This is a genomic window from Rhodobacter capsulatus SB 1003, assembly GCF_000021865.1.
GTDB lineage: Bacteria > Pseudomonadota > Alphaproteobacteria > Rhodobacterales > Rhodobacteraceae > Rhodobacter > Rhodobacter capsulatus_B.
Genome location: NC_014034.1, coordinates 2,922,655 through 2,945,120, shown reverse-complemented (window position 1 = coordinate 2,945,120; position 22,466 = coordinate 2,922,655). Strand labels below are relative to the sequence as shown.

General features: G+C 67.2%; 19 protein-coding genes, 1 tRNA gene, 1 other RNA gene and 2 pseudogenes. 9 read left to right on the top strand and 14 right to left on the bottom strand.

Annotated elements, in window-relative coordinates:
* Nucleotides 1-97: 97 nt before the first annotated feature.
* The gene (locus tag RCAP_RS13645) at nucleotides 98-790 is read right to left on the bottom strand and encodes a metal-dependent hydrolase (protein ID WP_013068462.1); all 693 of its coding nucleotides are present in this window, start codon (nucleotides 788-790) and stop codon (nucleotides 98-100) included.
* Between the two features lie 114 nt (nucleotides 791-904).
* On the opposite strand from RCAP_RS13645, the gene gatC reads away from it, so the two are divergent.
* The 7 genes from gatC (at nucleotide 905) to rpmG (ending at nucleotide 5,792) form a co-directional block, all read left to right on the top strand.
* Nucleotides 905-1,192: an Asp-tRNA(Asn)/Glu-tRNA(Gln) amidotransferase subunit GatC gene (gene gatC / locus RCAP_RS13640; protein ID WP_013068461.1), complete on the top strand. Its 288-nt coding sequence runs from the start codon at nucleotides 905-907 to the stop codon at nucleotides 1,190-1,192.
* The gene (gene gatA / locus RCAP_RS13635) at nucleotides 1,189-2,667 is read left to right on the top strand and encodes an Asp-tRNA(Asn)/Glu-tRNA(Gln) amidotransferase subunit GatA (RefSeq protein ID WP_013068460.1); all 1,479 of its coding nucleotides are present in this window, start codon (nucleotides 1,189-1,191) and stop codon (nucleotides 2,665-2,667) included. Before gatC ends, gatA begins: the two co-directional genes overlap by 4 nt.
* 10 nt (nucleotides 2,668-2,677) lie before the next feature.
* Nucleotides 2,678-3,355, top strand: coding sequence for a hypothetical protein (locus RCAP_RS13630; protein ID WP_013068459.1), 678 nt, complete (start codon nucleotides 2,678-2,680; stop codon nucleotides 3,353-3,355).
* Nucleotides 3,352-4,041 (top strand): N-acetylmuramoyl-L-alanine amidase, encoded by a 690-nt coding sequence (locus RCAP_RS13625; RefSeq protein WP_013068458.1) that lies wholly within the window; start codon nucleotides 3,352-3,354, stop codon nucleotides 4,039-4,041. Before RCAP_RS13630 ends, RCAP_RS13625 begins: the two co-directional genes overlap by 4 nt.
* 161 nt (nucleotides 4,042-4,202) lie before the next feature.
* Nucleotides 4,203-4,607: RNase P RNA component class A (rnpB, locus tag RCAP_RS18715), an RNA gene on the top strand.
* Between the two features lie 176 nt (nucleotides 4,608-4,783).
* Entirely contained in the window at nucleotides 4,784-5,494 is a 711-nt protein-coding gene (locus tag RCAP_RS13620) for a tellurite resistance TerB family protein (protein ID WP_013068457.1), read from the top strand.
* A 130-nt stretch (nucleotides 5,495-5,624) separates the two neighbouring features.
* A complete protein-coding gene (rpmG, locus tag RCAP_RS13615) occupies nucleotides 5,625-5,792 on the top strand; it encodes a 50S ribosomal protein L33 (protein ID WP_011750518.1) in 168 nt (55 codons plus the stop codon).
* A gap of 63 nt (nucleotides 5,793-5,855) precedes the next feature.
* Here rpmG and RCAP_RS13610 read toward each other — a convergent pair whose 3' ends face one another.
* From RCAP_RS13610 to RCAP_RS13590, 5 genes are all read right to left on the bottom strand, one after another.
* The gene (locus RCAP_RS13610) at nucleotides 5,856-6,569 is read right to left on the bottom strand and encodes a hypothetical protein (RefSeq protein WP_013068456.1); all 714 of its coding nucleotides are present in this window, start codon (nucleotides 6,567-6,569) and stop codon (nucleotides 5,856-5,858) included.
* Nucleotides 6,570-6,624: 55 nt separating this feature from the next.
* Nucleotides 6,625-9,708: an efflux RND transporter permease subunit gene (locus RCAP_RS13605; RefSeq protein ID WP_013068455.1), complete on the bottom strand. Its 3,084-nt coding sequence runs from the start codon at nucleotides 9,706-9,708 to the stop codon at nucleotides 6,625-6,627.
* On the bottom strand, nucleotides 9,705-10,751 hold the full coding sequence (locus RCAP_RS13600; protein ID WP_013068454.1) for an efflux RND transporter periplasmic adaptor subunit: 1,047 nt from the start codon (nucleotides 10,749-10,751) through the stop codon (nucleotides 9,705-9,707). Before RCAP_RS13600 ends, RCAP_RS13605 begins: the two co-directional genes overlap by 4 nt.
* Nucleotides 10,748-11,827, bottom strand: a complete 1,080-nt coding sequence (locus RCAP_RS13595) for an efflux RND transporter periplasmic adaptor subunit (protein ID WP_013068453.1) — start codon at nucleotides 11,825-11,827, stop codon at nucleotides 10,748-10,750. The genes RCAP_RS13600 and RCAP_RS13595 overlap by 4 nt, the downstream gene beginning before the upstream one ends.
* Before the next feature lie 195 nt (nucleotides 11,828-12,022).
* Entirely contained in the window at nucleotides 12,023-13,138 is a 1,116-nt protein-coding gene (locus tag RCAP_RS13590) for a sulfate ABC transporter substrate-binding protein (RefSeq protein ID WP_013068452.1), read from the bottom strand.
* A 594-nt stretch (nucleotides 13,139-13,732) separates the two neighbouring features.
* Here RCAP_RS13590 and RCAP_RS13585 point away from each other — a divergent pair.
* Together RCAP_RS13585 and RCAP_RS20200 are read left to right on the top strand one after the other, a co-directional pair.
* Nucleotides 13,733-13,808, top strand: a tRNA-Phe gene (locus tag RCAP_RS13585).
* A gap of 323 nt (nucleotides 13,809-14,131) precedes the next feature.
* Nucleotides 14,132-14,290 (top strand): helix-turn-helix transcriptional regulator, encoded by a 159-nt coding sequence (locus RCAP_RS20200; protein WP_115503982.1) that lies wholly within the window; start codon nucleotides 14,132-14,134, stop codon nucleotides 14,288-14,290.
* Between the two features lie 63 nt (nucleotides 14,291-14,353).
* Here the strand turns inward: RCAP_RS20200 and RCAP_RS19945 are convergent, their stop codons facing one another.
* The 8 genes and pseudogenes from RCAP_RS19945 to RCAP_RS13550 all read right to left on the bottom strand — a co-directional run bounded on the left by RCAP_RS19945 (nucleotide 14,354) and on the right by RCAP_RS13550 (nucleotide 22,460).
* Nucleotides 14,354-14,602 carry a hypothetical protein gene (locus RCAP_RS19945; RefSeq protein ID WP_238530269.1) on the bottom strand — a complete coding sequence of 83 codons (249 nt, stop codon included), beginning with the start codon at nucleotides 14,600-14,602 and terminating at the stop codon, nucleotides 14,354-14,356.
* A 205-nt stretch (nucleotides 14,603-14,807) separates the two neighbouring features.
* Nucleotides 14,808-15,314, bottom strand: a pseudogene (locus RCAP_RS19940) (DNA cytosine methyltransferase); the annotation flags it as partial.
* A 1-nt stretch (nucleotide 15,315) separates the two neighbouring features.
* Nucleotides 15,316-16,692: pseudogene (locus RCAP_RS13575) on the bottom strand (site-specific DNA-methyltransferase).
* Nucleotides 16,693-17,128: 436 nt separating this feature from the next.
* On the bottom strand, nucleotides 17,129-18,319 hold the full coding sequence (locus tag RCAP_RS13570; RefSeq protein WP_013068447.1) for a DUF3800 domain-containing protein: 1,191 nt from the start codon (nucleotides 18,317-18,319) through the stop codon (nucleotides 17,129-17,131).
* Between the two features lie 16 nt (nucleotides 18,320-18,335).
* A complete protein-coding gene (locus RCAP_RS13565) occupies nucleotides 18,336-18,683 on the bottom strand; it encodes a DUF6362 family protein (protein WP_238530262.1) in 348 nt (115 codons plus the stop codon).
* A gap of 68 nt (nucleotides 18,684-18,751) precedes the next feature.
* On the bottom strand, nucleotides 18,752-18,952 hold the full coding sequence (locus RCAP_RS13560; protein WP_013068445.1) for a hypothetical protein: 201 nt from the start codon (nucleotides 18,950-18,952) through the stop codon (nucleotides 18,752-18,754).
* Nucleotides 18,949-19,470 (bottom strand): crossover junction endodeoxyribonuclease RuvC, encoded by a 522-nt coding sequence (locus RCAP_RS13555; RefSeq protein WP_013068444.1) that lies wholly within the window; start codon nucleotides 19,468-19,470, stop codon nucleotides 18,949-18,951. The genes RCAP_RS13560 and RCAP_RS13555 overlap by 4 nt, the downstream gene beginning before the upstream one ends.
* A gap of 434 nt (nucleotides 19,471-19,904) precedes the next feature.
* The gene (locus RCAP_RS13550; RefSeq protein ID WP_013068443.1) at nucleotides 19,905-22,460 is read right to left on the bottom strand and encodes a VapE domain-containing protein; all 2,556 of its coding nucleotides are present in this window, start codon (nucleotides 22,458-22,460) and stop codon (nucleotides 19,905-19,907) included.
* Nucleotides 22,461-22,466 lie beyond the last annotated feature (6 nt).

Genomic DNA, 22,466 nt, shown 5'->3' with positions numbered 1-22,466 from the left:
GCGGGGCGGGCGCTGGCCGGGACGCTTTGGCGCCCCGGCGGTCCCGGGACGGCTGTGTCACATGACCTCGGCGATGGCCTCGGTCAAATCTTCCCGCTCACAGCACGATCGGCACCAGAACCTCGGGTTCGATCACCTGCACGCCGGGCAGACCCTTGGCCAGCACCGCGGCGGATTGCTCCAGAAGCGGGAAGGTGCGGTAGTGACAGGGCACCACCACCTTGAAATCAAAGTATTTCCTTGCGGCCCAAGCGGCGGCCTTCATGTCCATGGTGAAATGCCCGCCACAGGACAGAATCCCGATATCGGGGCGGAAATATTCCCCCATCCAGCCCATCTCGGCCGAAATCCCGGTGTCGCCCGAAAGATAGATCACGTGACCCTCGCCCGCGATCATGTAGCCCGACTCGGTCCCGGCGTAGACCGGCCCCGTCGGACCGCTCATTGAGGAGGAATGCGAGGCGGGCACCATCGTCACCCTGGCGCCATTCAGATCGACGGTGCCGCCCTTGTTGAAGCCCAGCCCCGCGATCCCCTCGGCCGCTTCCCAATGGCTGATCGTGTCATAGATGCCCACGACCGGCACCGAAAGCTCGCGCGCCAGCGCCAAAGTGTCGGCGGAATGATCGCCATGGCCATGCGTCAGAAGAATATGCGTCGCCCCCGTCAGCGCCTCGGCCCGCCGGTCCATCGGGAACATCGGATTGCCGCTCAGCCAGGGGTCGATCAGGATCACCGCACCTTCGATCTGCAGCCGGAACCCGGAATGCCCGAACCATGTCAGTTTCATGCCGTTCCTCCCATTTTCCGCGCAAAGTCTAGCGCAGGCGGCCCGAAAGGGAAGCGGCGCTTGAAACACCCGCCCCCGGACGCTAAACCCGGCCCAAGTCAACCGGAGCAACCCATGTCCATCGACATCGACACCGCCCGCAAGGTGGCGCATCTGGCGCGGATCCGCGTGCCCGAATCCGACCTGCCGAAACTGGCCGAGCAGCTCTCGGGCATTCTCACCTTCATGGAACAGCTGAACGAAGTGAACGTCGACGGCATCGAGCCGATGACCTCGGTCACGCCGATGCGGCTGAAGCGGCGCGCCGATGTGGTCACGGACGGCAACTATCCCGAAGCCGTGCTGAAAAACGCCCCCGATGCCCGCGAGGGTTTCTTTGCCGTGCCGAAGGTGGTCGAATGAGCCTGAACAAACTGACGATCGCCGCCGCCCGCGATGCGCTGAAGGCGGGGGAAGTGACCTCGGTCGAGATCACCGAGGCCTGTCTGGCCGAGATCGACGCCGCGGGCGCGCTGAATGCGTTCTGCGCGAAAACGCCCGAGATCGCGCTGGCGCAGGCCAAGGCCGCCGATGCGCGGCTGAAAGCGGGCGATGCCCCGGCGATGTGCGGGATTCCGCTTGGGATCAAGGACTTGTTCTGCACCAAGGGCGTCGCCTCGCAGGCCGCCTCGCGCATCCTTGAGGGGTTCAAGCCGGAATATGAATCGACCGTGACGCAGAACCTTTGGGATGCGGGCGCGGTGATGCTGGGCAAGCTTTCCATGGACGAATTCGCCATGGGATCGTCGAACGAGACCGCCTGTTATGGTCCCGTGGTCAGCCCGTGGAAGGTCGATGACCGGCAGCTGACGCCGGGGGGCTCGTCCGGCGGTTCGGCCGCAGCCGTCGCCGCCGATCTGTGCCTTGCCGCGACCGGCACCGACACCGGCGGCTCGATCCGCCAGCCCGCCGCCTTCACCGGCATCGTCGGCATCAAGCCGACCTATGGCCGCGTCTCGCGTTGGGGCGTCGTCGCTTTTGCGTCGAGCCTTGATCAGGCCGGGCCGATGACGAAATCGGTGCGCGATGCGGCGATCATGCTTGGCACCATGGCCTCGAACGACGCCAAGGATTCGACCTGCGCCGATATTCCGGTGCCCGATTTCGAAGCGGCGCTGACGGGCGATATCCGCGGCAAGAAGATCGGCATTCCGCGCGAATACCGCATGGAGGGCATGCCCGCCGAGATCGAAAAGCTCTGGTCCGATGGCGCGGCGATGCTGCGCGATGCGGGCGCGGAAATCGTTGAAATCTCGCTGCCGCATACGAAATATGCGCTGCCCGCCTATTACGTGATCGCCCCGGCCGAGGCCTCGTCGAACCTGGCCCGCTATGATGGCGTGCGCTACGGCCACCGCGCGACACTTTCGGCGGGCGAAGGCATCGTCGACATGTATGAAAAGACCCGCGCCGAGGGCTTCGGCCCCGAGGTGCAGCGGCGCATCATGATCGGCACCTATGTGCTGTCCGCGGGCTTCTACGACGCCTATTACAACCGCGCGCGCCGGGTGCGGGCGCTGATCAAGCAGGACTTCGATCAGGCCTTTGCCGCCGGGATCGATTCGATCCTGACGCCCGCGACGCCGTCTTCGGCTTTCGGGCTGGGCGAGATGAAGGATGCCGATCCGGTCGAGATGTATCTCAACGACGTCTTCACCGTCACCGTGAACCTGGCCGGTCTGCCCGGCATTTCGGTGCCGGTGGGGCTGGATGCCAAGGGTCTGCCGATGGGGCTGCAGCTGATCGGTCGGCCCTGGGAAGAGGGCGATCTGCTCAATCAGGCGCTGGTGCTGGAAAAAGCCGCGGGCTTTGCCGCGAAACCGGCGAAATGGTGGTAAGGAGACGGTGATGCGCAAGGCGGTCGGGTTCGTTCTGACGGGGCTGGTGCTGGCGGCTTGCGAGCCCTCGGTGCCGAATTCGGCGGCGGGCGTGGGCTTTGGCGATTATCAAAGCTATCAGCAGCAACGCGAAGCCGCCCTGCAGGGGGCGCCGCTGAGCGCTACCACCCTGCCGCCGCCCGGGGCGCCCGCAAGCTCGACCGCGGCGCTGGATGCGGCGGCGGCAAAGACGACGCAGGGCACGATCGGCGCCGATGCGATCGCCGCGCTGCGCGCCACCGCGCCCTCCGGCCCCGGCCCGGCCCCGGTCAATCCGGCGACGGGCGAATATGTGGGGGTGAACGGCCAGCCGCGCGCGCCCGGCCTGCCGATGGATGCGATGTCGCATTTCGACGGCACCCGCGCCGCGCCGGTCACCGACATGACGACCCAGGGCGCGGCAGGGCCGAACCTTGCCGCCTATGCCCTGGCCGCGACCAACACGCCGGGCCAGAAGGTCTATGAGCGCAACGGCTTCAAGATGACCTCGACCGAAAAGGCCTGCGCGAAATTCGTCTCCTCGGATCTGGCGCAGCGCGCGTTTCTGGAAAAGGGCGGTCCGGTCAAGGATCCGGGCAATCTGGACCCCGATGGCGACGGCTTCGCCTGCGCCTGGGATCCGCGACCCTTCCAGGCGGCGCGTCCATGACCGGAACGCCCGCCTCTCCGAATTTCGGAGAGCGGCGCGGCGGCGCGCAGCCCGAGTTGATCGTTTTGCATTACACCGGCATGGAAAGCTGCGCCGTGGCACGGGATCGGCTCTGCGACCCCGCGGCCGAGGTCTCGGCGCATTGGCTGATCGCCGAGGATGGCCGGGTGGAAGCCCTTGTTCCGGAACGCTTGCGCGCCTGGCACGCCGGGGCGGGCGGCTGGATGGGGCAGGCGGATGTGAATTCCCGCTCCATCGGGATCGAACTGGCCAATACGGGCGATGCGCCCTTTCCCGAACCGCAGATGGCGGCCTTGGAGCGGCTTTTGCCCGAGATCTTCGCGCGCTGGGGCCTTGGCCCCGAGGCGGTGATCGCCCATTCCGACTGTGCGCCCGGGCGCAAGATCGACCCCGGCCCGCGCTTCGACTGGGCCCGGCTCGCCCGGCAGGATCTGGCGATCTGGCCCGCGCCCGCGGGGCGGCTGCCGCCGGTCACGCCCGAGGCCTTCCTCGCGCTGGCGGAAACCTTCGGCTATCCCGAGGCGCCCTTTGACGTGCTGCTTTCGGCCTTCCGGCTGCGGTTCCGGCCGCGGCATGAGGGCGCGCTCGATGCCACCGACATTGCGATGATCAACGATCTGGCCTTGCGCTTCGGCTCGGACGGCGGCGCCTGGCGGGCCAGTTGAGGAGGGGGGCTCTGCCCCCCGGCTGCGCCTCCCCCCGGGATATTTCCGGCAAGATGAAAGCCAAACCCGGCCTTCCCTTCATCTTGCTCCAAATATCCCGGGGGTATGGGGGCAGAGCCCCCATTGACCTTTGCCCCGGGCGCGGCGTATGGCACGAGGGCGCGGAAGACCGGATGACCGCGGCGGCCCATAGCTCCGTTTTTCGGATAGCTGGGCCTCCGAGGAAAGTCCGGACTCCATGAAGCAACGGTGCCGGGTAACGCCCGGCGGGGGCAACCCCAGGGAAAGCGCCACAGAGAACAGACCGCCCCGCTTGCGGGGTGAGGGTGAAACGGTGGGGTAAGAGCCCACCGCGGGACTGGCAACAGGACCGGCACGGCAAGCCCCACCGGGAGCAACGCCGAATAGGGATGCCGCGCCGCAACCGGAAACGGGGGACGGCAGGGGAGCTTCGCCCCGAGGTGTCCGGGTTGGCGGCTTGAGGCTGCGGGTGACCGCAGACCCAGAGGAATGGTCATCCAGGGGGCAACCCCGGACAAAATCCGGCTTACAGGTCTTCCGCGCGCCTGCCGCCTTTCGGGGCGGCGGCGGCCTGCGGCGCTTCGCTTTGACGTGATTCCTCTTGAACCGGGGCGGCTGTGCTCCGAGATTGGAAGACGAAGGCAAGGGGCGGCGGGGGGACGCGATCGGTCGCCTCCGGGCGGTCCCTGCCGGGCTGACATCACCAACCGGGAGGAACGGGATGAGTTTCGTCAAGACATTGGCCACGCTGGCGGTGGGCTTTGCCGCTGCCAAGGGCGTGCAGAAATTCCAGCAGGCGGGCGGGATCGACGCGATGAAGGGGGCGCTGCGCGATGCCGGCAAGCCCGGCGGCATGGCCGAGCAGATGGGCGACTGGGCGGCCCGGATGGGCGTTCCGGGCGGCAAGGAGACGGTCAGCCGGATGCTGGCGACGTTCGGCACCCAGGCCGCGGCGGCGACCGAGACGGCGCAGACGAATATCGGCGCGATGCTGGGCTCGATGAGCGCGGCGGCGGGGACCGGCGCGAAGGGGCTGGGCGAGATGATGAGCACCGCGCTGGCCGATCCGGCGGTGGCGGCGGGTGCCGAGGCGCATGCCAAGCTGATGATCCGCGCGATGATTCAGGCCGCCAAGGCCGACGGCACCATCGATGACGCCGAACGCGCGCAGATCCTGGCGCAGCTGGGCGAGGCGACCGAGGAAGAGGTGGCTTTCGTTCAGGCCGAGCTGGATGCGCCGATCGACATTGCCGGGCTGGCGGCCGATGTCCACGAGGCGGCGCGGGTGCAGGTCTATTCCGCCGCGCTGATGGCGATCACCGTCGATACCGAGGCGGAAAAGACCTATCTGCGCAATCTTGCGGCGGCTTTGGCGCTGGATCCCGGGGTCGTGGCGCAGGTGCATCTGGGCATGGGCAAGCCGGCGCTGTGATCCGGTCCGGGGAGGTGCGAAAAAACGCGCCTGCCCGCGCCTTTGCGGTTGACTCCGCGCGGCGGCTGACTAAAAGGCAGGCTTCAAGGATTTCGCGGATGCAGGCGCATCCGACTCTGGGAGACTGAGAATGGCGAAGCCGACGACGATCAAGATCCGTCTGAACTCGACGGCGGGCACCGGGCACTTCTATGTGACCAAGAAGAATGCCCGCACCATGACCGAGAAGATGACGGTGAACAAATATGACCCCGTCGTGCGCAAGCACGTCGAATACAAGGAAGGCAAGATCAAGTAAGATCTTGCGGACCGCAAGGGTTCAGGGCCGTCCTTCGGGGCGGCCTTTTGCTTTTCGCGGCGGTCAGATCAAGAGCAGCGCCAGCACGAAGACGCCGGTGAAGACCGCCCCCGCCAGCGCCCAGAGCGTCGGGCGTTGCGTCAGATCGCCAAGGGGCGGCGGCGGGGCGAGATCGGGCCGGTGCGCCGGCAGCGGCGCCGGGCCGGTCTTGCGCTCTGGCTGCGGCGCGGCGGGGTCGATCTGATCCGGTCCGGGCGGGGGCCGTGCCCCGTGGGTGCCGGGCGGGACCGGCGGCGGATGCGGCGCATGCGGGTCGAAGCTGTCATCTGCGGCGGCGAGCAGCGGCGCGGGGGGATCGTCGGAATGCGGTTCCGGGCGGCGCTGCGCGCCGGGCAGGGCGCGGGTGGCGGCCTGTTGCGCCAGAACCGCCTGCAGCGCCGTGGGATCGACCAGCATCTGCGCCGCCACGAGCGACATCGGCGTTGCGGCGCCGCCCTGGGGCGCGGCGGTGGTGGCGCTGGCCAGCGCCTCGGCCGAGAGCGCGGTGGCCCGTGCGATCAGGGCGGCGGCGCGGTCGGCCGAAGCGCCCGGCAGCGGCCTTTCGGCGGCGGGGCCGGGTCGGGGCTGGGGCGTCGGCGCCGCATCGGGCAGGTCCGGCAGATCGGGCAGGGGGATCGGCCCCTGTCGGAAGGTCGGGGCCCCGTGCGGCAGCGGCAGCGATTGCGTGCCCGCGGGCAGCGGGCTGGGGGCGGTGGGCAGAGGCAGGGGCGTCAGCATGAGCGGGCCTCGGGCAAAACATGCCCGAGGATGACAGGAATTGGTGAACGGCGGGTTAAGATCGCCCGGGCATGGCCTCGGGCTCGGGGCGCGGCGGCCGGGGCGGGCGCGGCGGGGCAGGCACCCGGAACACGGCGCAATAGAGCGCGGGGGCGAAGACCAGCGTGATCAGCGTGCCCGCGATGATGCCGCCCATCATCGCAAAGGCCATCGGCGCCCAGAACACCTCGCGCGAGATCGGGATCAGCGCCAGAGAGGCCGCGGCCGCGGTCAGCAGGATCGGCCGCGCCCGGCTGTCGGAGGCCTCGAAAACCGCATCCCAGCGGCTTTTCCCGGCGCCGATCAGCACCTCCACCTCGGCCATCAGGATCAGCGAATTGCGGATCAGGATGCCGACCAGCGCCAGCACGCCCAATATCGCCACGAACCCAAGCGGTTGCCCCGAGGGCAGCATGGCCGCGACGACGCCGATCAGGCCGAGCGGCGCCACCGCCAGAACGATGAACATCAGCCGGAAGCTTTGCATCTGCACCATCACAAGGGTCAGGATGATCAGCACCATCAAGGGCACGACGGCGACGATCGGCGCCTGACTTTCGCCGCTCGATTCCGCCACGCCGCCCGGCTCGATCGTGGTTCCGGCAGGCAGCCGCGCCATCTGTTCGGCAATCGCCGGGGCCAGATCGCGGGTCACGGTGGCGGGCTGGTTCGCCCCCGTGACCGCGGCCTTGACGGTGATCGTCGGCACCCGGTTGCGGGCATGCAGCACCGGCGGCTCCATCTGCCAATCGAGCGTCGCAAAGCTGAGCAGCGGCACCGGCACCCCCGAGGGCGAGGGCAGCTGCAGCGAGGCAAGCGACCCCACCCGCGAGCGGTCCGCCGCCGCGCCGCGGGCGAGCACGTCCACAAGCGTCTGACCGTCGCGCAATTCTGTGACGGTGACGCCCTCGAACAGCGTTTGCAGCGCCTGCGCCACGTCCTTTTGCGTCAGGCCAAGCTGGCGCAGCCGCTCCTGATCCAGCACGACGCGGGCGACCCGCACCGGCTCGCCCTCGTCGAGCGTGATGTTCGACAGCCGCGGATCCTGCGCCAGCCGTTCGGCAAGCTGCCGCGCCTCGGTCAGAAGCAGGCCGCGGTCCGGGCCCATCAGCCGGTATTGCACCGGCTTGCCGACCGGCGGCCCCAGCTCGATCAGCTTCGAGAACACATCGACCCCGGGCAGGGTCGCCGCATGATCCGCCAGGGCCCGGCGCAGGGCGTTGCGTTCCTCCAGCCCCTTGGTCATCACCACGATCTGGCCGATGAAGGGCACCGGCGTCGGCGCATCAAGCGAGAGCAGGAACCGCGGTGCGGAACGGCCGACATAGGTCGTCCAATAGGCGGCCTCGGGGCGGGTGGCGAGCCAGCGGTCCAGTTCCGCCATCGCCCCGTCGGTCGCGGCAATCGCCGAATTCTGCCGCATCGTCACGTCGATCAGCAGTTCCGGCCGGTCCGAGGCGGGGAAGAACTGCTGCTCGATCTGGCGCATGCCGTAAAGCGAGGCGCCAAAGAGCGCGACGGTCAAGACGATGGTCAGCCAGCGCGCCCGCATCGCGCCGCGCAACAGCGCATGAAAGCCGCGCCGCAGCCGACCCGGGGTGGCGTCGTGATGCGGCATCGTCTTCGGCAGGAAACTGGCCCCGATCAGCGGCGCAAACAGCACGGCGACGACCCAGCTCAACATCAGCGAAATCGCGATGACGTAGAAAAGCGAGAGCGTGTATTCCCCCGCCTGGCTGGAATTGAGCCCGATCGGGATGAAGCCCGCGACGGTGACGAGCGTGCCCGACAGCATCGGAAAGGCGATCGAGGTCCAGGCATGCGACGCGGCCTTGGCGATCGTGTCCCCGGCCTCCAGCCGCGCGATCATCGTTTCGATGGCGATCATCGCATCATCGACCAGCAGCCCCAGCGCGATGATCAGCGCGCCCAGCGAAATCCGCTGCAGCGTCACCCCCATCGCGTCCAGAATGACGAAGGTCAGCGCCAGAACCAGCGGGATCGACATCGTCACCACAAGCCCCGCCCGCCAGCCCAGCGACACGAAGGAGACCAGAAGCACGATCGCCACCGCCTCGGCCAGCGCGCGCAGGAAATGGTTCACCGATTGCTCGACCACCTGCGGCTGATCGGCGACCTTGTGCAGGGTGATGCCGACCGGCAATTCGGCCGCCACCCTGTCCATCAGCGCGCTCAGCTCGGCGCCGAACTCGAGGATGTTGGCGCCCTGTTTCATGCCGATGATCAGCCCCACCGCGGGCTGGCCGTTGTAGCGAAACAGGGTGTCGGGCGGATCGGCAAAGCCCGCGCGCACGGTCGCCACATCGGAGAGCCGAAAGAAGATCTCGCCCACGCGCAGCGGCGCCGCGGCCAGTTCGGCGGCATCGGCAAAGCGGCCGGACATCCGCACCGCGACCAGCTCGTCGGCGGTGCGGATCACGCCCGAGGGCACGATGGCGTTCTGCGCGGCCAGCGTGCCCAGCACCTGCGCCTGATCGAGCCCCAGCGCGGCCAGCTTGCGGGCGGAAAATTCGACATGGACAACAGGGTCTTGCGTGCCGATCAGCTCGACCTTGCCCGCCGCCTTCAGCGTCAGCACCGCCGAGCGGACCTTTTCCACCCGGGTCTTCACCTCCTGCGGGGAAAACCCGTCGGCGGTGAAGGCATAGATCGAGCCATAGACATCGCCGAAACTGTCGTTGAAATAGAACCCCGCGAATTCCGCCGGAAAATCCGGGCGGATGTCAGCCATCATGTTGCGGACCTTCTGCCAGGTCCGGGTCACCGCCTCGCCCCGGGTTTCGGGGGTCAGTTCCAGCTGCACCACGGCCCGGCCCGGAAAGGTCTCCGAGCGGGTGAACTTCAGGTTCGGCAGTTCCTGCAGCTTCTTCTCGATCCGGTCGGTGACCTGTTCGCGCGTCTCCTCGGCGGTGGCGCCGGGCAGGATCGCGGTGACGATCATGATCTTGATGGTGAAGGAGGGGTCTTCCTCGCGGCCAAGGTTGCGATAGGCCAGAACCCCCGCCAGAAGCGAGACGAGGATCAGATACCAGACCATCGAGCGATGCCGCAAAGCCCAGTCGGACAGGTTGAAAGTCATGGCGATACCCTTGGTCCAAGCTGCTGGCCCGGCGTGACCGAGCGGATGCCGCGGATCACCACCTCGTCGCCCGGCGCAAGGCCCGAGGTGATCACCACGCGGTCGTCAAGGCGCTGGCCGAGCGTCACCGGCACCGCCTCGGCGCGGCGGTCGGGGCCGAGGCGCCAGACCTGCGGCGGATCGGTGTCGGGGCGGATCGCGGCCATGGGCAGGGTCAGCAGCGGCGCCTCGGGCAGATCGAGCCGCGCGGTGACGAGTGTGCCCAGCCGCAGCGCCTGACCGCCGTCGGCGAACGAGATCCGCAGCCGATGCGCCCGGGTCGAGGCATCGGCGACCGGCTCGATCAGCCGCAGCTGGCCGGGCAGGGTCTGCGGGCCGTCGCCGCGGGTCTCGATGGTGAAGCGCGCGTCTTTCGGCAGCACGGCGCGCAGGTCGTCGGGGACGTCGATCACCGCCTCGCGCCCGGCGGCGGTGGCCAGACGCAGAACCGGCGTGCCCGGGGTGACGACGGCGCCGGGTTCGGCCAGGATCTGGCTGACCACCCCCGCCGAAGGCGCGGTGAGGCGGCCGAAGCGTTCGGCATCGCGGGCCCGGGTCAGATCGGCGCGGGCGCGGTCGACCGTGGCGCGGGCGGCGGCGGCCTTGGCCGCGGCGGCTTCGAGCGTGGCCAGCGGCGCCACCCCGCGGCGTTGCAATTCCTGCGCCCTCTCAAGGCTTTGCCGGGCGAAATCGGCCTCGGCCCGGGCCGCGCGCAGCCCGGCGCTGGCGGCGGCCACATCCTCGGCCAGGGTCACCTGATCAAGCGTCGCCAGCACCTGCCCGGCGGTGACCGCATCGCCCAGATTGACCGGCCGGGTCTCGATCCGCCCCGCGGTCTGAAAGCCGAGCGTGGTTTCCACCTCGGCCGCGATCACGCCGGGAAAATCGCGCGTGGCGATGGCCGAGCCGGTGACGATTTCCGACACCACCGGGCGGACCGGGGCCTCGGCACGCGCGGGGGCGGGGGCAAGCGCCAGCAGGCACAGCAGGACCGGGCGGATCATGGCGTCGTCTCCGTCGGCCGGACGGCGCGGCCGGGGTAAAGCAGATGCGCGCCGCGGGCCACCACCAGCGCGCCTTCGGAGAGGCCCTCGGCGACGTCGATGCCGCGGTCGGTGTAACGCGAGATCCGCACCGGGCGCAGCGTGGCCCGCAGGCTTTGCGGATCGACGGTCCAGACCGCGGGGCCGCCATCCTTCGTCACCAGCGCCGTCCAGGGCAGCCCCATCGCCGAGCCGAGCGGCAGGTCCAGAACGGCGACGATGGCAGTGCCCAGCCCGGGGGCGGGGAGATCCTCGCGCATCTTGCCCTTGACCCGGACGGTGCCGGTGGTGCCCGCGACAAGGGGGGCGATTTCGGTCACCACCGCCTCCATGACGGGGCCGGTCCCCTCGACCGGGCGCAGCGTCACGCGGCGGTCGCGAAAGCGGTCGAGCGCGGGGAAATCGGGGACGTAAAGCACGGCTTCGCGGGCGCCGTCGCGGGCCAGGGTCAGCACCGTCTGCGCCGCGCCGACGATCTGGCCGGGCTCGGCCGAGCGGGCGGTGACGATCCCCGCGGCGGGCGCGGTCAGGGTGCAATCGGCAAGGGTTTGCCGGGCCTTGGCCAGCGCGGCCTGGGCCTGATCCTGGGCCGAGCGGGCGGACAGCGCCGCCTCGGTCGCGGCATCCAGCGCGGCCTGGGTCGCGGCGCCGCGCTGGGTCAGCTCTGCCGCCCGGGTCAGCGCCTGTTCCGCCTGGGTCAGCATCGCCGCCGCCGCATCGGCCTGCGCCTTGGCGCCGCGCAGCGCCGCGGCGGCCTGGGTCGGGTCCAGTTCGGCCAGCACCTGCCCGGCCTCGACCCGGGCGCCCACCTGCACCGGCAGCGCGACGATCCGGCCGCCGGCGCGAAAGCCCACGGGCACGGCCTCGGCCGCCTCGATGCTGCCCGACAGCTCGAAATGCACGAAGACCGGCGCGGTATGGGCGGTGACAAGCTCCACCGCCAGCGGCGTTTCGGCGGGCAGGGGCGGGGCGAAAGCGGTCAGGCCTGCCAGCGCCAGGGCCGGAAGGGCGGGGCCATGCAGCGCCGTCTTGCGCATCGTCTCTCCCTTTGCAGCGGGTCCGGGGATCGGGCGGGCGATTCGGAATGCCCGGCCGAACGGTGGCCCGATCATAGGGCAGGAAAACCGACAAGGAAGCGTTGATGCGCGCGGGCGCCCGTGCCGTTGCGGCAAAACGAAAGGCGCCCCCGAAGGGGCGCCGCAAGCTGGGCCGGGGCCGGGCCGGGACCGGGCTTATTTCGCGGTGTAGATCTGGTCGAAGATGCCGCCGTCGCCGAAATGTTCGGGCTGCGCCTTGGCCCAGCCGCCGAAATGGGCGATGTCCACCAGCTCAAGCTTCGGGAACCGCGCCACATCGGCCGGATCGGCTTTCGACGCATCCCAGGCGCGGTAGAAATTCTTGTAGGCGATCGCCTGACCCTCGGGGCTGTACAGGAAGTCCAGATAGGCCGTCGCCAGCTCCTTTTGCGCGTCATTGGCGATGTTGCCTTCGACCAGCGCGACGGGCGGCTCGGCCAGAACCGAGACCGAGGGCACGACGATGTCGAACTGATCCTCGCCCAGCTCCTTCAGCGACAGATAGGCCTCGTTTTCCCAGGCCAGCAGCACGTCGCCGATGCCGCGCTGGGCAAAGGTCGTCGTCGCCCCCCGCGCGCCGCTGTCCAGCACCGGCACATGGGCGAACAGATCATGCAGGAAGGCCTTCGGATCCTGGCCGTTCTTTTCCGCCCAGGCCCAGGCGGCCAGATAGTTCCACCGCGCCCCCCCCGAGGTCTTCGGATTGGGCGTGATCACCTCGATGCCCTCCTTGACCAGATCGCCCCAATCCTTGATCCCCTTCGGGTTGCCCTCGCGCACCAGGAAGACGATGGTCGAGGTATAGGGCGAGGAATTGTGCGGCAGCTTGCCCTGCCAGTCCTTCGGCAGCTTGCCCGCCTTGGCGATCTTGTCGATGTCCGAGGCCAGCGCAAGGGTGACGACCTGGGCGTTCAGCCCCTCGATCACCGCGCGGGCCTGCGCGCCCGAGCCGCCATGCGAGGTTTCGATCTGCGGCGCATCATGGCCGGTGGCGGTCCAGTGTTCGGCAAAGGCGGCGTTCACCTCGCGGTAAAGTTCGCGCGTCGGGTCGTAGCTGACATTGAGCAGGGTTTCGGCCTGCAGCTGCGGTGCCCCGGCCAGGCCCGCCAGCAGCAGGGCCACCAGCGCGCTGGTGGTGCGGGCGATCCGGGCGATCGGCCAGCCGGTCAGGCGGCGGGCGCCATCGGCGATGGTGACGCGGCCGTCGGCATGGTCGGCGGTCTTTTGGCCCTGGGCGGTGATGTGGCGGGACAGCGAAATCGTGGTGAGCATGGGTCTCTCGATCAGGAAAAGAGGTGCGGAAGCGGATGGGACGGGATCGGGTGCAGCCTGAGCGGGCCCGGATGGATGGGGTGCGGATGGCTGGGATGGCCGGGGCCCGGATGGCGGGGGGCGAGTCAGGTCATCTCCCGCATCGGCGCGCGCAGGCTTGCGGCGGGAGCGGTCTGAACGGGACGGATCATCGGCATCTCCTTTCCGGCGGGTGATCGGCGTATGAATTTAATATCCACCGAGATAGTCGGGATTATCAAGGGAATAATCACGCCTTAGTTTGTCGTGTTTTTGGAATTATATTCTCCGCCCGGATGGGCCGGGGCCCGACTCGCAAATCCCCCGGAAGCCGCTTGGGCCAGGCGCCGCGGCGCCGGCGGCGGCGCAAGGGACGGGGCGCCGCAAGGGGCCGCGCAGGTCCCGGGAAAGCGGGCGGGGCCGATCCGCATATGGTGTCGTGCGCGTTTTCCGCGCGGTGTCGGGGGCAGTCGATTTTGCGCAAGAAAGTGCAGATACCCTCTGGACAGTCCCGGCGCCCTCGTCTAGTAACCCCGCACCAACACCGGCTTGACGACCTTGTTAAGCAGACCCGGTGCCCAGATAGCTCAGTTGGTAGAGCAGCGGATTGAAAATCCGCGTGTCGCTGGTTCGATTCCGGCTCTGGGCACCACTTCAAACCCCCGAAAGCAAAGCAAATTTTTCAGCGTTGAGGCTGCATTGCTGTGCTCACCCAGTTCTGGGCTACATCTGGGCTACATTCCGCGCTCGCTAGGCCTTCTTGCGTCATGTGCGGATACCTCTCGATAGGCAGATGGTAACATGGTGCGCCTGCGCCATCTGCGCGCAAATTGACATCGGCGCGTTCTCAGGTGAATCACTCCGACCGCCGAATGCACTACCGGAGAGAAGATTTGGAACCCGCAGCACGAGCCGATGAACAGTATCTGACGATCGAAGAAGTCGCAGCGCGCTATAAGGTGAAGTCCGGCATCGATTCACCGATGGAGACGAGAGGGGAACTTTCCAAGGGCGCGACAGGCCGGTCCGGGTTCCGTGCGATGGCGTCTGTCGGACTTGCTGGCGCATGAGGGGCAACTCAAGGCGTGCTTTACGATGCACGGTCCGCTTCCCATGGATGCTGAGGATGAATGACAGCGACAGGAGGGGGTGACCCCCCTCCCCAAGGGAACGGCAGAGCTGCACCGCTCCGACGCCTCATCCCGCATCAAGGAGCTCGCGCAATGCGCGCACTCGCGCTGGCGTCATCCACAGCCCCGCCGCATGGGTCAGGTCGGCCGTCCGCCGGTTTCCCGCGCTCGGCTTGCAGCCGTCGTTCGCCATCGGCGTCGGCCAGTCCCGGGCCATCCGGTCCAGACCCTTCTCGTCCTTCCGCTCGCCACCCCGGCTGCGGAAACTGTCGATCTGCGGCGTCGGCCATAGGGCTGCCGTCGTCGCGAGGTTCATGCCGTGCTGGCCCGCTGCCTGTGAGGGCGTCGGCTTCGTCTGCCGGTTCTCGTTGGCGCTGGCACGGGGCGTCGGCCACAGCCGGAGCAGTTCCGTCCGGTTCCCGCCATTCGACCGGGTGCCAGAGCAGGCGCGCGGGGTCGGCAAGTTCGTCCCCCTCGCGGATGGCAAGGATGAACAACCGCTCGTGCTTGTGGGGCGCGCCGACTTCCGCCGCCGTGAAGAGGCCTGCCGCAAGGCGGTAGCCCATGCCGACCAGTCCGCTGGCGACCTCGAGGAAGCCGAGGCGGAGATGATGGGCGACATTCTCGAGGAACACGAAGGGCGGCTCGACCTCGCCGATGATGCGGGCGACATGGGGCCAGAGATGGCGCGGATCGTCCGCGCCCCGGCGCTTGCCCGCGACCGAGAATGGCTGGCACGGATAGCCCGCAGTGACGATGTCCACCGCGCCGCGCCACGGGCGGCCGTCGAAGGTGGCAACATCGTCCCAGACAGGCGCGCGATCCAGGGACGCGTCTTCCATCCGCGCCACGAGAGTGGCTGCGGCGAAGGTTTCCCGTTCGACATGGCCCACAGCACGATATCCGGGGATGGCGATGGTGAGCCCGAGGTCGAGCCCGCCCGCGCCGGAGCAGAGGGAGAGGCCGAAGAGGCATGCGTCTCCGGCTCCGGAAGCGCGTCCGGAGGAAGGTAAAGCCAGGTCATGCATGTCACGCGGGGGTCTTGCGCTTTCGCGCGGGTTCGGGGGCGGCGTCCGTGTCCGGCGTATCGGTCGCGGGTTCGGTGCCGTCACCAAGCCGCTCGGTTTTCACCTGCGCGAAGGTCCGGCCGTCGCCGTCGAGGATGGTCTCCTTGCCAGTCTCGGCCTGCCAGCGCTCCACGGCGACATCGACATAGGCCGGGCTGATTTCCATTGCGAAGACGCGGCGGCCGTTGGCCTCGCCCGCCATGATCTGCGAACCGGAGCCCGAGAAGGGCTCGTAGCAGAGACCGCCCCGCGCCACATGCTGGCGCATCGGGATCCCGAAGGCATCGAGGGGTTTCGGCGTCGGATGGTCGGGCCGCTCGTCCTTGGCAAAGGACGGCATCTCCCAGGTCGAGGGCAGCGTCTGCTCGGCCACCTTCGGCGGGCGGTTCGGGCGGCGCCAGCCCATGAAGCAGGGCTCGTGCTTCCAGAGGTAGTGCGAGCGGGTCAGAACCCCGCGGTCCTTCACCCAGATGATCTGCTGATGGACGAAGGCCCCCGCCTTTTCCCAGCAGGCCTCCAGCATCGCCTGGCGGCGGGAGGCGTGCCAGCAGTACCAGGCAGCATCCTCAGTGATGGCTTCTGCGACCGCGGCGGCGATGAAGCCGTCGTAGAGCTCCGCGCCCTGCGAACTGTCGTCTCAGGTCGTGCCATAGGACGCGGACCAATCCTTGTTGCGGGTGGGGTGGTTCGAGCCGTCGTAGTCCACCAGATAGGGCGGGTCGGTCGCGAACAGGATCGCCCGCTCGCCGTTCATCAGGCGGCGCACGTCGGCCGCGCTGGTGCTGTCGCCGCAGAGCAACCGATGGTCGCCGAGGATCCACAGGTCGCCAGTGCGAGACGCCGGATTGCGGGGCGGTTCGGGAATGGTCACCGGCGGCACGGAGCCCCCAGCGGCACCTTCTTCCCCGTCCCCCTCCGGCACATAGGCCAGCAGCTTGTCCAACTCGCCGTCCGAAAAGCCGACCAGCGACAGGTCAAAATCCTCGGCCAAGAGGTCGTTCAGCTCCGCTGACAGCAGTGCCTCGTCCCAGGTGCCGAGTTCGGTCAGCTTGTTGTCCGCGATCCGGTAAGCCCGGCGCTGCGCTTCGGTCAGATGCCCAAGCACGATTACCGGTGCTTCGGTCAGCCCCAACTGCGTGGCTGCAAGCACCCGGCCGTGGCCCGCGATCAACTCACCGTCCTCTGCCACGAGGCAGGGCACCGTCCAGCCAAACTCCGCCATGCTGGCGGCGATCTTCGCGACCTGGTCCGCGCGATGGGCCTTCGCGTTCCTTGCGTAGGGCTGGAGCTTGGCCAGCGGCCACATCTCGATCCGCTCTGGGGCGAAGCTCAGCGTCATGGGCGGGTCATTCCTCGGATCAGGATGGATACCCCTGGCTTCCGGACTCCGGGGTCCAGACTGGACTCCAAGTGGGGTCCAGCGGCCACCAGGGGTGTCCAGCTTCAAGGGTCTGATTTTGCGTTGTTTCAGGCGGGTTCAGACGGCAGTGGCTTCCGGGTGGCTTCCCAAAAATCCGGCCCTGTCGCTGGCGATGTCCCGCGCTTCGCCCGCCAGCATACGAATATCGCTAGGAAGGAACCAAGAACTCAATGGGTTAGCCGATTGGACCCCGGCTGGACCCTTCTCTGGACCCGGGAAGCCAGCGGCGCGGCCTCTGCCTGCGCGCTCCACTCCGAGTATATCGCTATGGATAGCTGCTTTTGGGCGATCCGTCTCACCATGCGATGTCTCGCAAGAAATCGTCTCACTACCCGGAATGGGATTGACAAGAGCCTCAGTCGTCTTCGGGCGACACCAACTTCAACGGGCCGCGCTGATACGGCATTAGACCATCTTCTTCGTATTTGGCGATGAGATGCTGTCGGAGTTGTTCCTGCTCTTCGCGCAGACGTCGACCTGCTTCCATCGCCTCGGGAGGAATATCCTTTTCCATGATCTCGCGGAGTTGCACTTCCACCTGGGCCCCGACACCACGAAACGAGAAGTCTTGCTGGTAGCCCTTCTTGAACACGTAGCTGAGGAGAGCAGCCGAACCCTCGGGGAGTTCCTTCCCGGCGAGGAACTGCCGAAACAGCCAGAGCGTCAGATCTGCGATCTGTATCCCCGCGCTATCGTCGGAGCTCGAGACCTCGAAGGTCGAACCTGGGACCTTGCGTAGAACGATTGTCTCACCGGGTCGGTGGATTGGCTCGCAGGAGGCGTTTGAAAACAAGCGGTGCCACTCTTCAAGCGAACTCTCGAATTGCGACTGCCTATCATGGATGATCTTCTTTAGAGGGCGGTTCCACCGTTTCGAGAACCCTTCCAAGCCGTCGAGCAGGTTGGCGAATGCTACCATGTTCGGCATGTGCCCGTTCTTGGCTTGGCGCCCCGCGATGAAGATGTCGAGGGCTTCCGGGTGGCCGCGCGACCACAACAGGGTTTCTGTGACGACATCCCTCGACCTCTGGTCGGCAAGCAGGTGCACGTTCTCAAGGATGGCGTCGCAAATGGCCGGGATCTTCGCGCGCGCCTGTTTCTCGTTGCGGGCCATCAGCATTGACCAGAACTCGCGGGCAATCTCTTCGGTCAGGATCGTCGCAACCTTGAAGCACAGGGTCAGCTTCAGAACCCTCACGTTGTAGGCATTCCAGTTCGCCGCCGGGTTCTCGCCGGAATCAAAAAAGGTGTCGTAGAGCTTGGTGGCGACCAGATAGCGCTTCTCGACACGCGATACGAAAAACCTCGCGTCGACCCTCTTGAGGATGTTGAGGAGATCGGGCGCGATCTTCTCGATCGGTCCGAAGCCAAGGACCGAGGCATGCAGGGACGCGATGCCGTGTTTCCTGCAGAGGGCGCTCAGCGATTTCTTGTGCAGAACATCGAAGTTTGACTTGGTAATGAGCGCTCCCGTGAAAAAATCTGGCTGCGCTTCGTCGAAGATGTTCGAGCCAGTATTCCCAGTTTCGTCAACGAACGCGAACAAATCTATCTTCCCGTGCTCAGCCAGCTACTCGCACGATATAGTCGATAGATCGCCTAGATGGCACCCGTTTCCCATTCAATCGCCAGACGATGACCGCGATGCCGTACTGCCAGCGCCGGTTGGCCGTGGCGCGGCTGATGCCCAACTCCCAGCAGATCGGCTTCCAAGGCTTGCGGTTCGCGCGAAGCCACAAGAGGCGGACGTCGGCGGGGTCCAGCCAGCGCAGCCAGAGGAGAGTATCCTCGGCCTGCGTGATGTCACGCGGGCCTGGCTTCGGCCGTCGCATCCGAGGCTCCTGGCCGACTTGATCGGCGAAGGTGTGGAAGTACTCAGGCCACGCGTTGAAGTAACCCTGCGGCTTCACCTCGGGGGAGCGACCGGAACACGTCGGCGGCACGCTCGAGCCGGTCCTCGACCATGGCAAGCGTTCAGTCAGCCATTTGCGACCTCACGTTCGGCCATGCGCGGCTCATAAAGCTTTTCGCCCAGTTCACGCACCAGTTCTCGCTCGGGCCACGTCAGGCGCGGATCATCCGCCGAAATCGCCAGCAGTCCCTGCTCCTGCCATCCATCCCGCTTGACCTGCTCGGGATCCCGGCGTTGGCCGCCGTAGCCCCTCGGATGCCACCTCATGCGACACCCCCGTTCGTCTCGATCGCCCAGTGCAGGATAGCGATGGCATCGGCTTCGTTGTCATCGGCCGGACTGAAGCCTCGGGCCCGCGCAGCGGCGACCATTGCATCCTTGTCGGCATTTCCCTTCCCGGTGGCATGGCGCTTGATCGTGCCGACCGGAACGCCCTGATAAGGAATGCCGCGCAGTTCGGCCCATGCCGTGAGGGTGGCCATCAGACCGCCATACACATGGGCAGCGTCCGTACCGACATGGCGACGGACTTCCTCGAACCAGATAGCCGCGATTGGTCCGGACAGTCGGTCGATCTCGGTCAGCCAGTTGGTGAGGCGCAGGTAGCGCATGCCACCGCCGTCGAAGCGGCCGGGACGCAGCGAGACGGTGCCGCTGGTGATCAGGGCGTCATGACTGCGGATCGCCCATCCGGTCGATGTGCCGAGATCGAGGGCGAGGATGCAGAGTACAGCAAGGCGCCCCTGTTCAAGGCGCTGGTCCGGCACTTCGGAGTTCGGGGTCATGATGAAGGCTCACCTGGATCGTGGGCCTTCGGCTTTGGTCATGAGCAGGGAATCACGTTGCAGGCACTCGATCAAGGAAAATGCTCCCGACCGCATCCATGTCCCACCTCGCTTTGGGCTGTCCCATTCACCGCTCAAGTGGGACGTCAAATTTTCCTTTCAGAACAATGCTTGTCCCACCTGTCCCACTTGTCCCACCTTTTTCCCTACGTCGCATAAAGAAGAATGACGTCGACCGGAAATCATGCGCTCCGTATAGGAAAGGGAGAAGTTGGCGGTCCAAGTGGGACAGGTGGGACAGCATTGATCTTGAAAGGCTTTTTCTGTCCCACCTTGGGCTTGAAGTGGGACAAGGCCCGAAGTGGGACAAGGCCAAGACGCAAAAGGGCACCCGAACGGGTGCCCTCTCGATGCTGGACATGTTGCAGCTACCTTCAGCCGCCGCCCTGCGGCCTGCGGTAGCGCCATTCGCGGGTCGCGCCCGCGCCACTGCGGTACCGCTCCCAGTTCCTCGATTTCAGCCATGCTCCCACACGCATCTGATCGCCCTTCGTCCATTTCGCGGGCTCGATGCCGAGCGCACTTTCAAGGATCTCGCCCACCGACACATCACGGATAGGCTCTGGACGCTCAACCTCTTCGTTCTGCCAGTCCTCATAGCCCGCATGGCCGCGATTGACGCTGCGGGTGTCGTGCGTCAGCCACCGGTCGATACGGGCGTCCCAGGCATCCGCCTGATAGCGCGCTTCCTGCGCGGTAGCAGCTTCGGCCAGCAACGCCGGATCGTCGATCCACCAGATCGCACCTTCGCGGAAGCGATGGACGGCTTCGGCCCAGAGCTGGTCCCGGTCGCGGGCCAGCGCCGCGATGTCGATGGTCCCGCAGCGGAGCGGCCAGAAGCGGCGGTTGCCGGTTTCGTCGCGCAGATAGGTGTCGGGGTTCACGGTGCCCGCGAATACGCATTGGCGCGGCACCTCGACTGTGTAGCGGCCGTACGGCGGGCGGAAGCGGTCGGTGGTGCGGGTCAGGAAGGCCTTGATGCGAGAGACCTCGGCGCGGCCAATGGCGTCGAGTTCGGCGATTTCCACGATCCAGACGCCCTGCATGTGGATGGCGGCATCCTTGGACCCAAGCTCGGGGAGTTCGTCAGTGAACCAGGCTTCACCCGCCAGCACCTTGATGGCTGTCGATTTGCGCGCGCCCTGCGGGCCTTCGAGGATCAGCATGTGATCGGCCTTCACGCCGGGGCGGAAGATGCGCGCCACGGCCGAGATTAGCCAGAGCGCGCCGACGGTATGATGGAACGCGGTCGGTGCGGCGCCGAGGTAGCTGCTGGTCCAGGTCTCGATCCGGGGGATGCCGTCCCAGCGAAGATGTTCCAGCCAGTCGCGGACGGGGTGAATGCGGTGTTCGCGGGCGACGGCGCCAACGGCACGGCCGACCACGAGCGGCGCGACATTGACCCCGCGCAGCTGCAGCCATTCCGCGGTCCGGACATCGTCGGCGTCCTCCCACGGGCGGGGAAACGGGCCTGTCGCGGCATCCCATGGCAGCGGTTGGCGCACGACGATCTCCTGGGAGAATTCGTCGAAGGCCAGCACGCCCGCGAAGGCGATGTCGGACGTCAGTGCGATGATGACATTGGCCTCGTTGCGCTCGGGCGTTCCCGCCAGATCCTGTCGCATGCGGTTGAACCAGGCAGGTTTGGCGATCCGCGCATGGGGATCGCCCGAGGCGTTCACGCGCTTCACCAGTTCGACCAGCTGCTTGTCGAGGATCGACATGGCGATGCCGGTCGTGGTTTTGATGCGGGCGAGGATCTGGCGCGCGGGCAACGGGTCCAGCCGTGCGAGGGCAATGCGGCCCAGAAGCTCGCCAAGGGCAGAGATATCGGGCGGGTTGGTCAGCGCATCGGCGGCCGCCACCAGGTTAGCGATCATGTCGCCCGCAGACGGCAAATGCTCTGTCTCTGCAGGCAGGTCTTCGGACGGAAGCTCCTGGCGCGGGCCATAGTCCTCGGCGCGTGCGCCACGCATGAGATCGTCGTTGAAGTCGTCGCCATGCAGCGGGACCACGATCTCGTTCGGAATGTCGGCTCGGTTCAGCCGGTCCGAGAGCGTGGCGGCCGCCTGCCGACCGGCATCGCCAGCATCGGCGTAGATCGTGACCCGCGCCGTGCCCTCGGGCCAGCGAAAGCGCGCGAGGCCATCCGCGGACAGCGCCGCCCAGACGGCGGTGCCGAACAGGGCATGCGCCGCCAGGGCAGTCTCGATCCCTTCGGCAATGCCAAGATGGCCATCCGCAGGCATTGCGAACAGGCGCACGGCCGCATCGGCCACCGAACCCAACATCTTCTTGCCAGCCGGGCCCTTGGCGCTGCCATCGTCCAAAAGGAAGGTCCTGTGGATGCCTGGCGCGCGGGTGCCGTCCGCCAGTCGAGGCAACGCGATCAGCCCCGGCCATCCACGCCGCGTGTCGAAATCTGGCAGGTCGGGGTGAAAGAGCAGATCCGGGCATCCCGGATCGCAGAGGCCCCGTGCTTGCAAGTATGCCTCACCTACGGTTCCGGCGAGCGGCTGGGCGCCATCGACCAGGCGCATAACCTCAGTTGAATGATCGGGCTTCGGGCGCGGCGCGGATTGGGGCGAGGGGCGATCCATACCTGCAATCCGCGCCGCTTCGTCGAAAAGCGCGCCGTCGCTCAGCCCCGTCGCCTGCGCGATCAGATCGATGGGCCCGGCGCTTTCACCGGTGGCATAGTCGAAACCCCAGCCGGCATAGGGCCCATCGAGGTGGATGGTGCACGACCCCTCCTTGCGCGGCGGCCGGCCGGAAAGGTCAGCGCATCTCAGGCTGCGACGGTCGCGCGCAAGCCGCGCCTCCGGGAATATGCCGGGAAGCCAGTCGCCTGCGGTCGCCGCCAGCCGATCCTTCACGGCAGCCAGATCGTGGCGTGCCTTCGGCCTTGCGATATCGTTGAGATCGATCATCGCGCC

What these genes read in the sequence shown, in the direction of transcription:
- RCAP_RS13645 (WP_013068462.1), bottom strand. Translation starts at nt 790, where the DNA reads ATGAAACTGACATGGTTCGGGCATTCCGGGTTCCGGCTGCAGATCGAA.
- gatC (WP_013068461.1), top strand. Translation starts at nt 905, where the DNA reads ATGTCCATCGACATCGACACCGCCCGCAAGGTGGCGCATCTGGCGCGG.
- gatA (WP_013068460.1), top strand. Translation starts at nt 1,189, where the DNA reads ATGAGCCTGAACAAACTGACGATCGCCGCCGCCCGCGATGCGCTGAAG.
- RCAP_RS13630 (WP_013068459.1), top strand. Translation starts at nt 2,678, where the DNA reads ATGCGCAAGGCGGTCGGGTTCGTTCTGACGGGGCTGGTGCTGGCGGCT.
- RCAP_RS13625 (WP_013068458.1), top strand. Translation starts at nt 3,352, where the DNA reads ATGACCGGAACGCCCGCCTCTCCGAATTTCGGAGAGCGGCGCGGCGGC.
- RCAP_RS13620 (WP_013068457.1), top strand. Translation starts at nt 4,784, where the DNA reads ATGAGTTTCGTCAAGACATTGGCCACGCTGGCGGTGGGCTTTGCCGCT.
- rpmG (WP_011750518.1), top strand. Translation starts at nt 5,625, where the DNA reads ATGGCGAAGCCGACGACGATCAAGATCCGTCTGAACTCGACGGCGGGC.
- RCAP_RS13610 (WP_013068456.1), bottom strand. Translation starts at nt 6,569, where the DNA reads ATGCTGACGCCCCTGCCTCTGCCCACCGCCCCCAGCCCGCTGCCCGCG.
- RCAP_RS13605 (WP_013068455.1), bottom strand. Translation starts at nt 9,708, where the DNA reads ATGACTTTCAACCTGTCCGACTGGGCTTTGCGGCATCGCTCGATGGTC.
- RCAP_RS13600 (WP_013068454.1), bottom strand. Translation starts at nt 10,751, where the DNA reads ATGATCCGCCCGGTCCTGCTGTGCCTGCTGGCGCTTGCCCCCGCCCCC.
- RCAP_RS13595 (WP_013068453.1), bottom strand. Translation starts at nt 11,827, where the DNA reads ATGCGCAAGACGGCGCTGCATGGCCCCGCCCTTCCGGCCCTGGCGCTG.
- RCAP_RS13590 (WP_013068452.1), bottom strand. Translation starts at nt 13,138, where the DNA reads ATGCTCACCACGATTTCGCTGTCCCGCCACATCACCGCCCAGGGCCAA.
- RCAP_RS19945 (WP_238530269.1), bottom strand. Translation starts at nt 14,602, where the DNA reads ATGAACCTCGCGACGACGGCAGCCCTATGGCCGACGCCGCAGATCGAC.
- RCAP_RS13560 (WP_013068445.1), bottom strand. Translation starts at nt 18,952, where the DNA reads ATGAGGTGGCATCCGAGGGGCTACGGCGGCCAACGCCGGGATCCCGAG.
- RCAP_RS13555 (WP_013068444.1), bottom strand. Translation starts at nt 19,470, where the DNA reads ATGACCCCGAACTCCGAAGTGCCGGACCAGCGCCTTGAACAGGGGCGC.
- RCAP_RS13550 (WP_013068443.1), bottom strand. Translation starts at nt 22,460, where the DNA reads ATGATCGATCTCAACGATATCGCAAGGCCGAAGGCACGCCACGATCTG.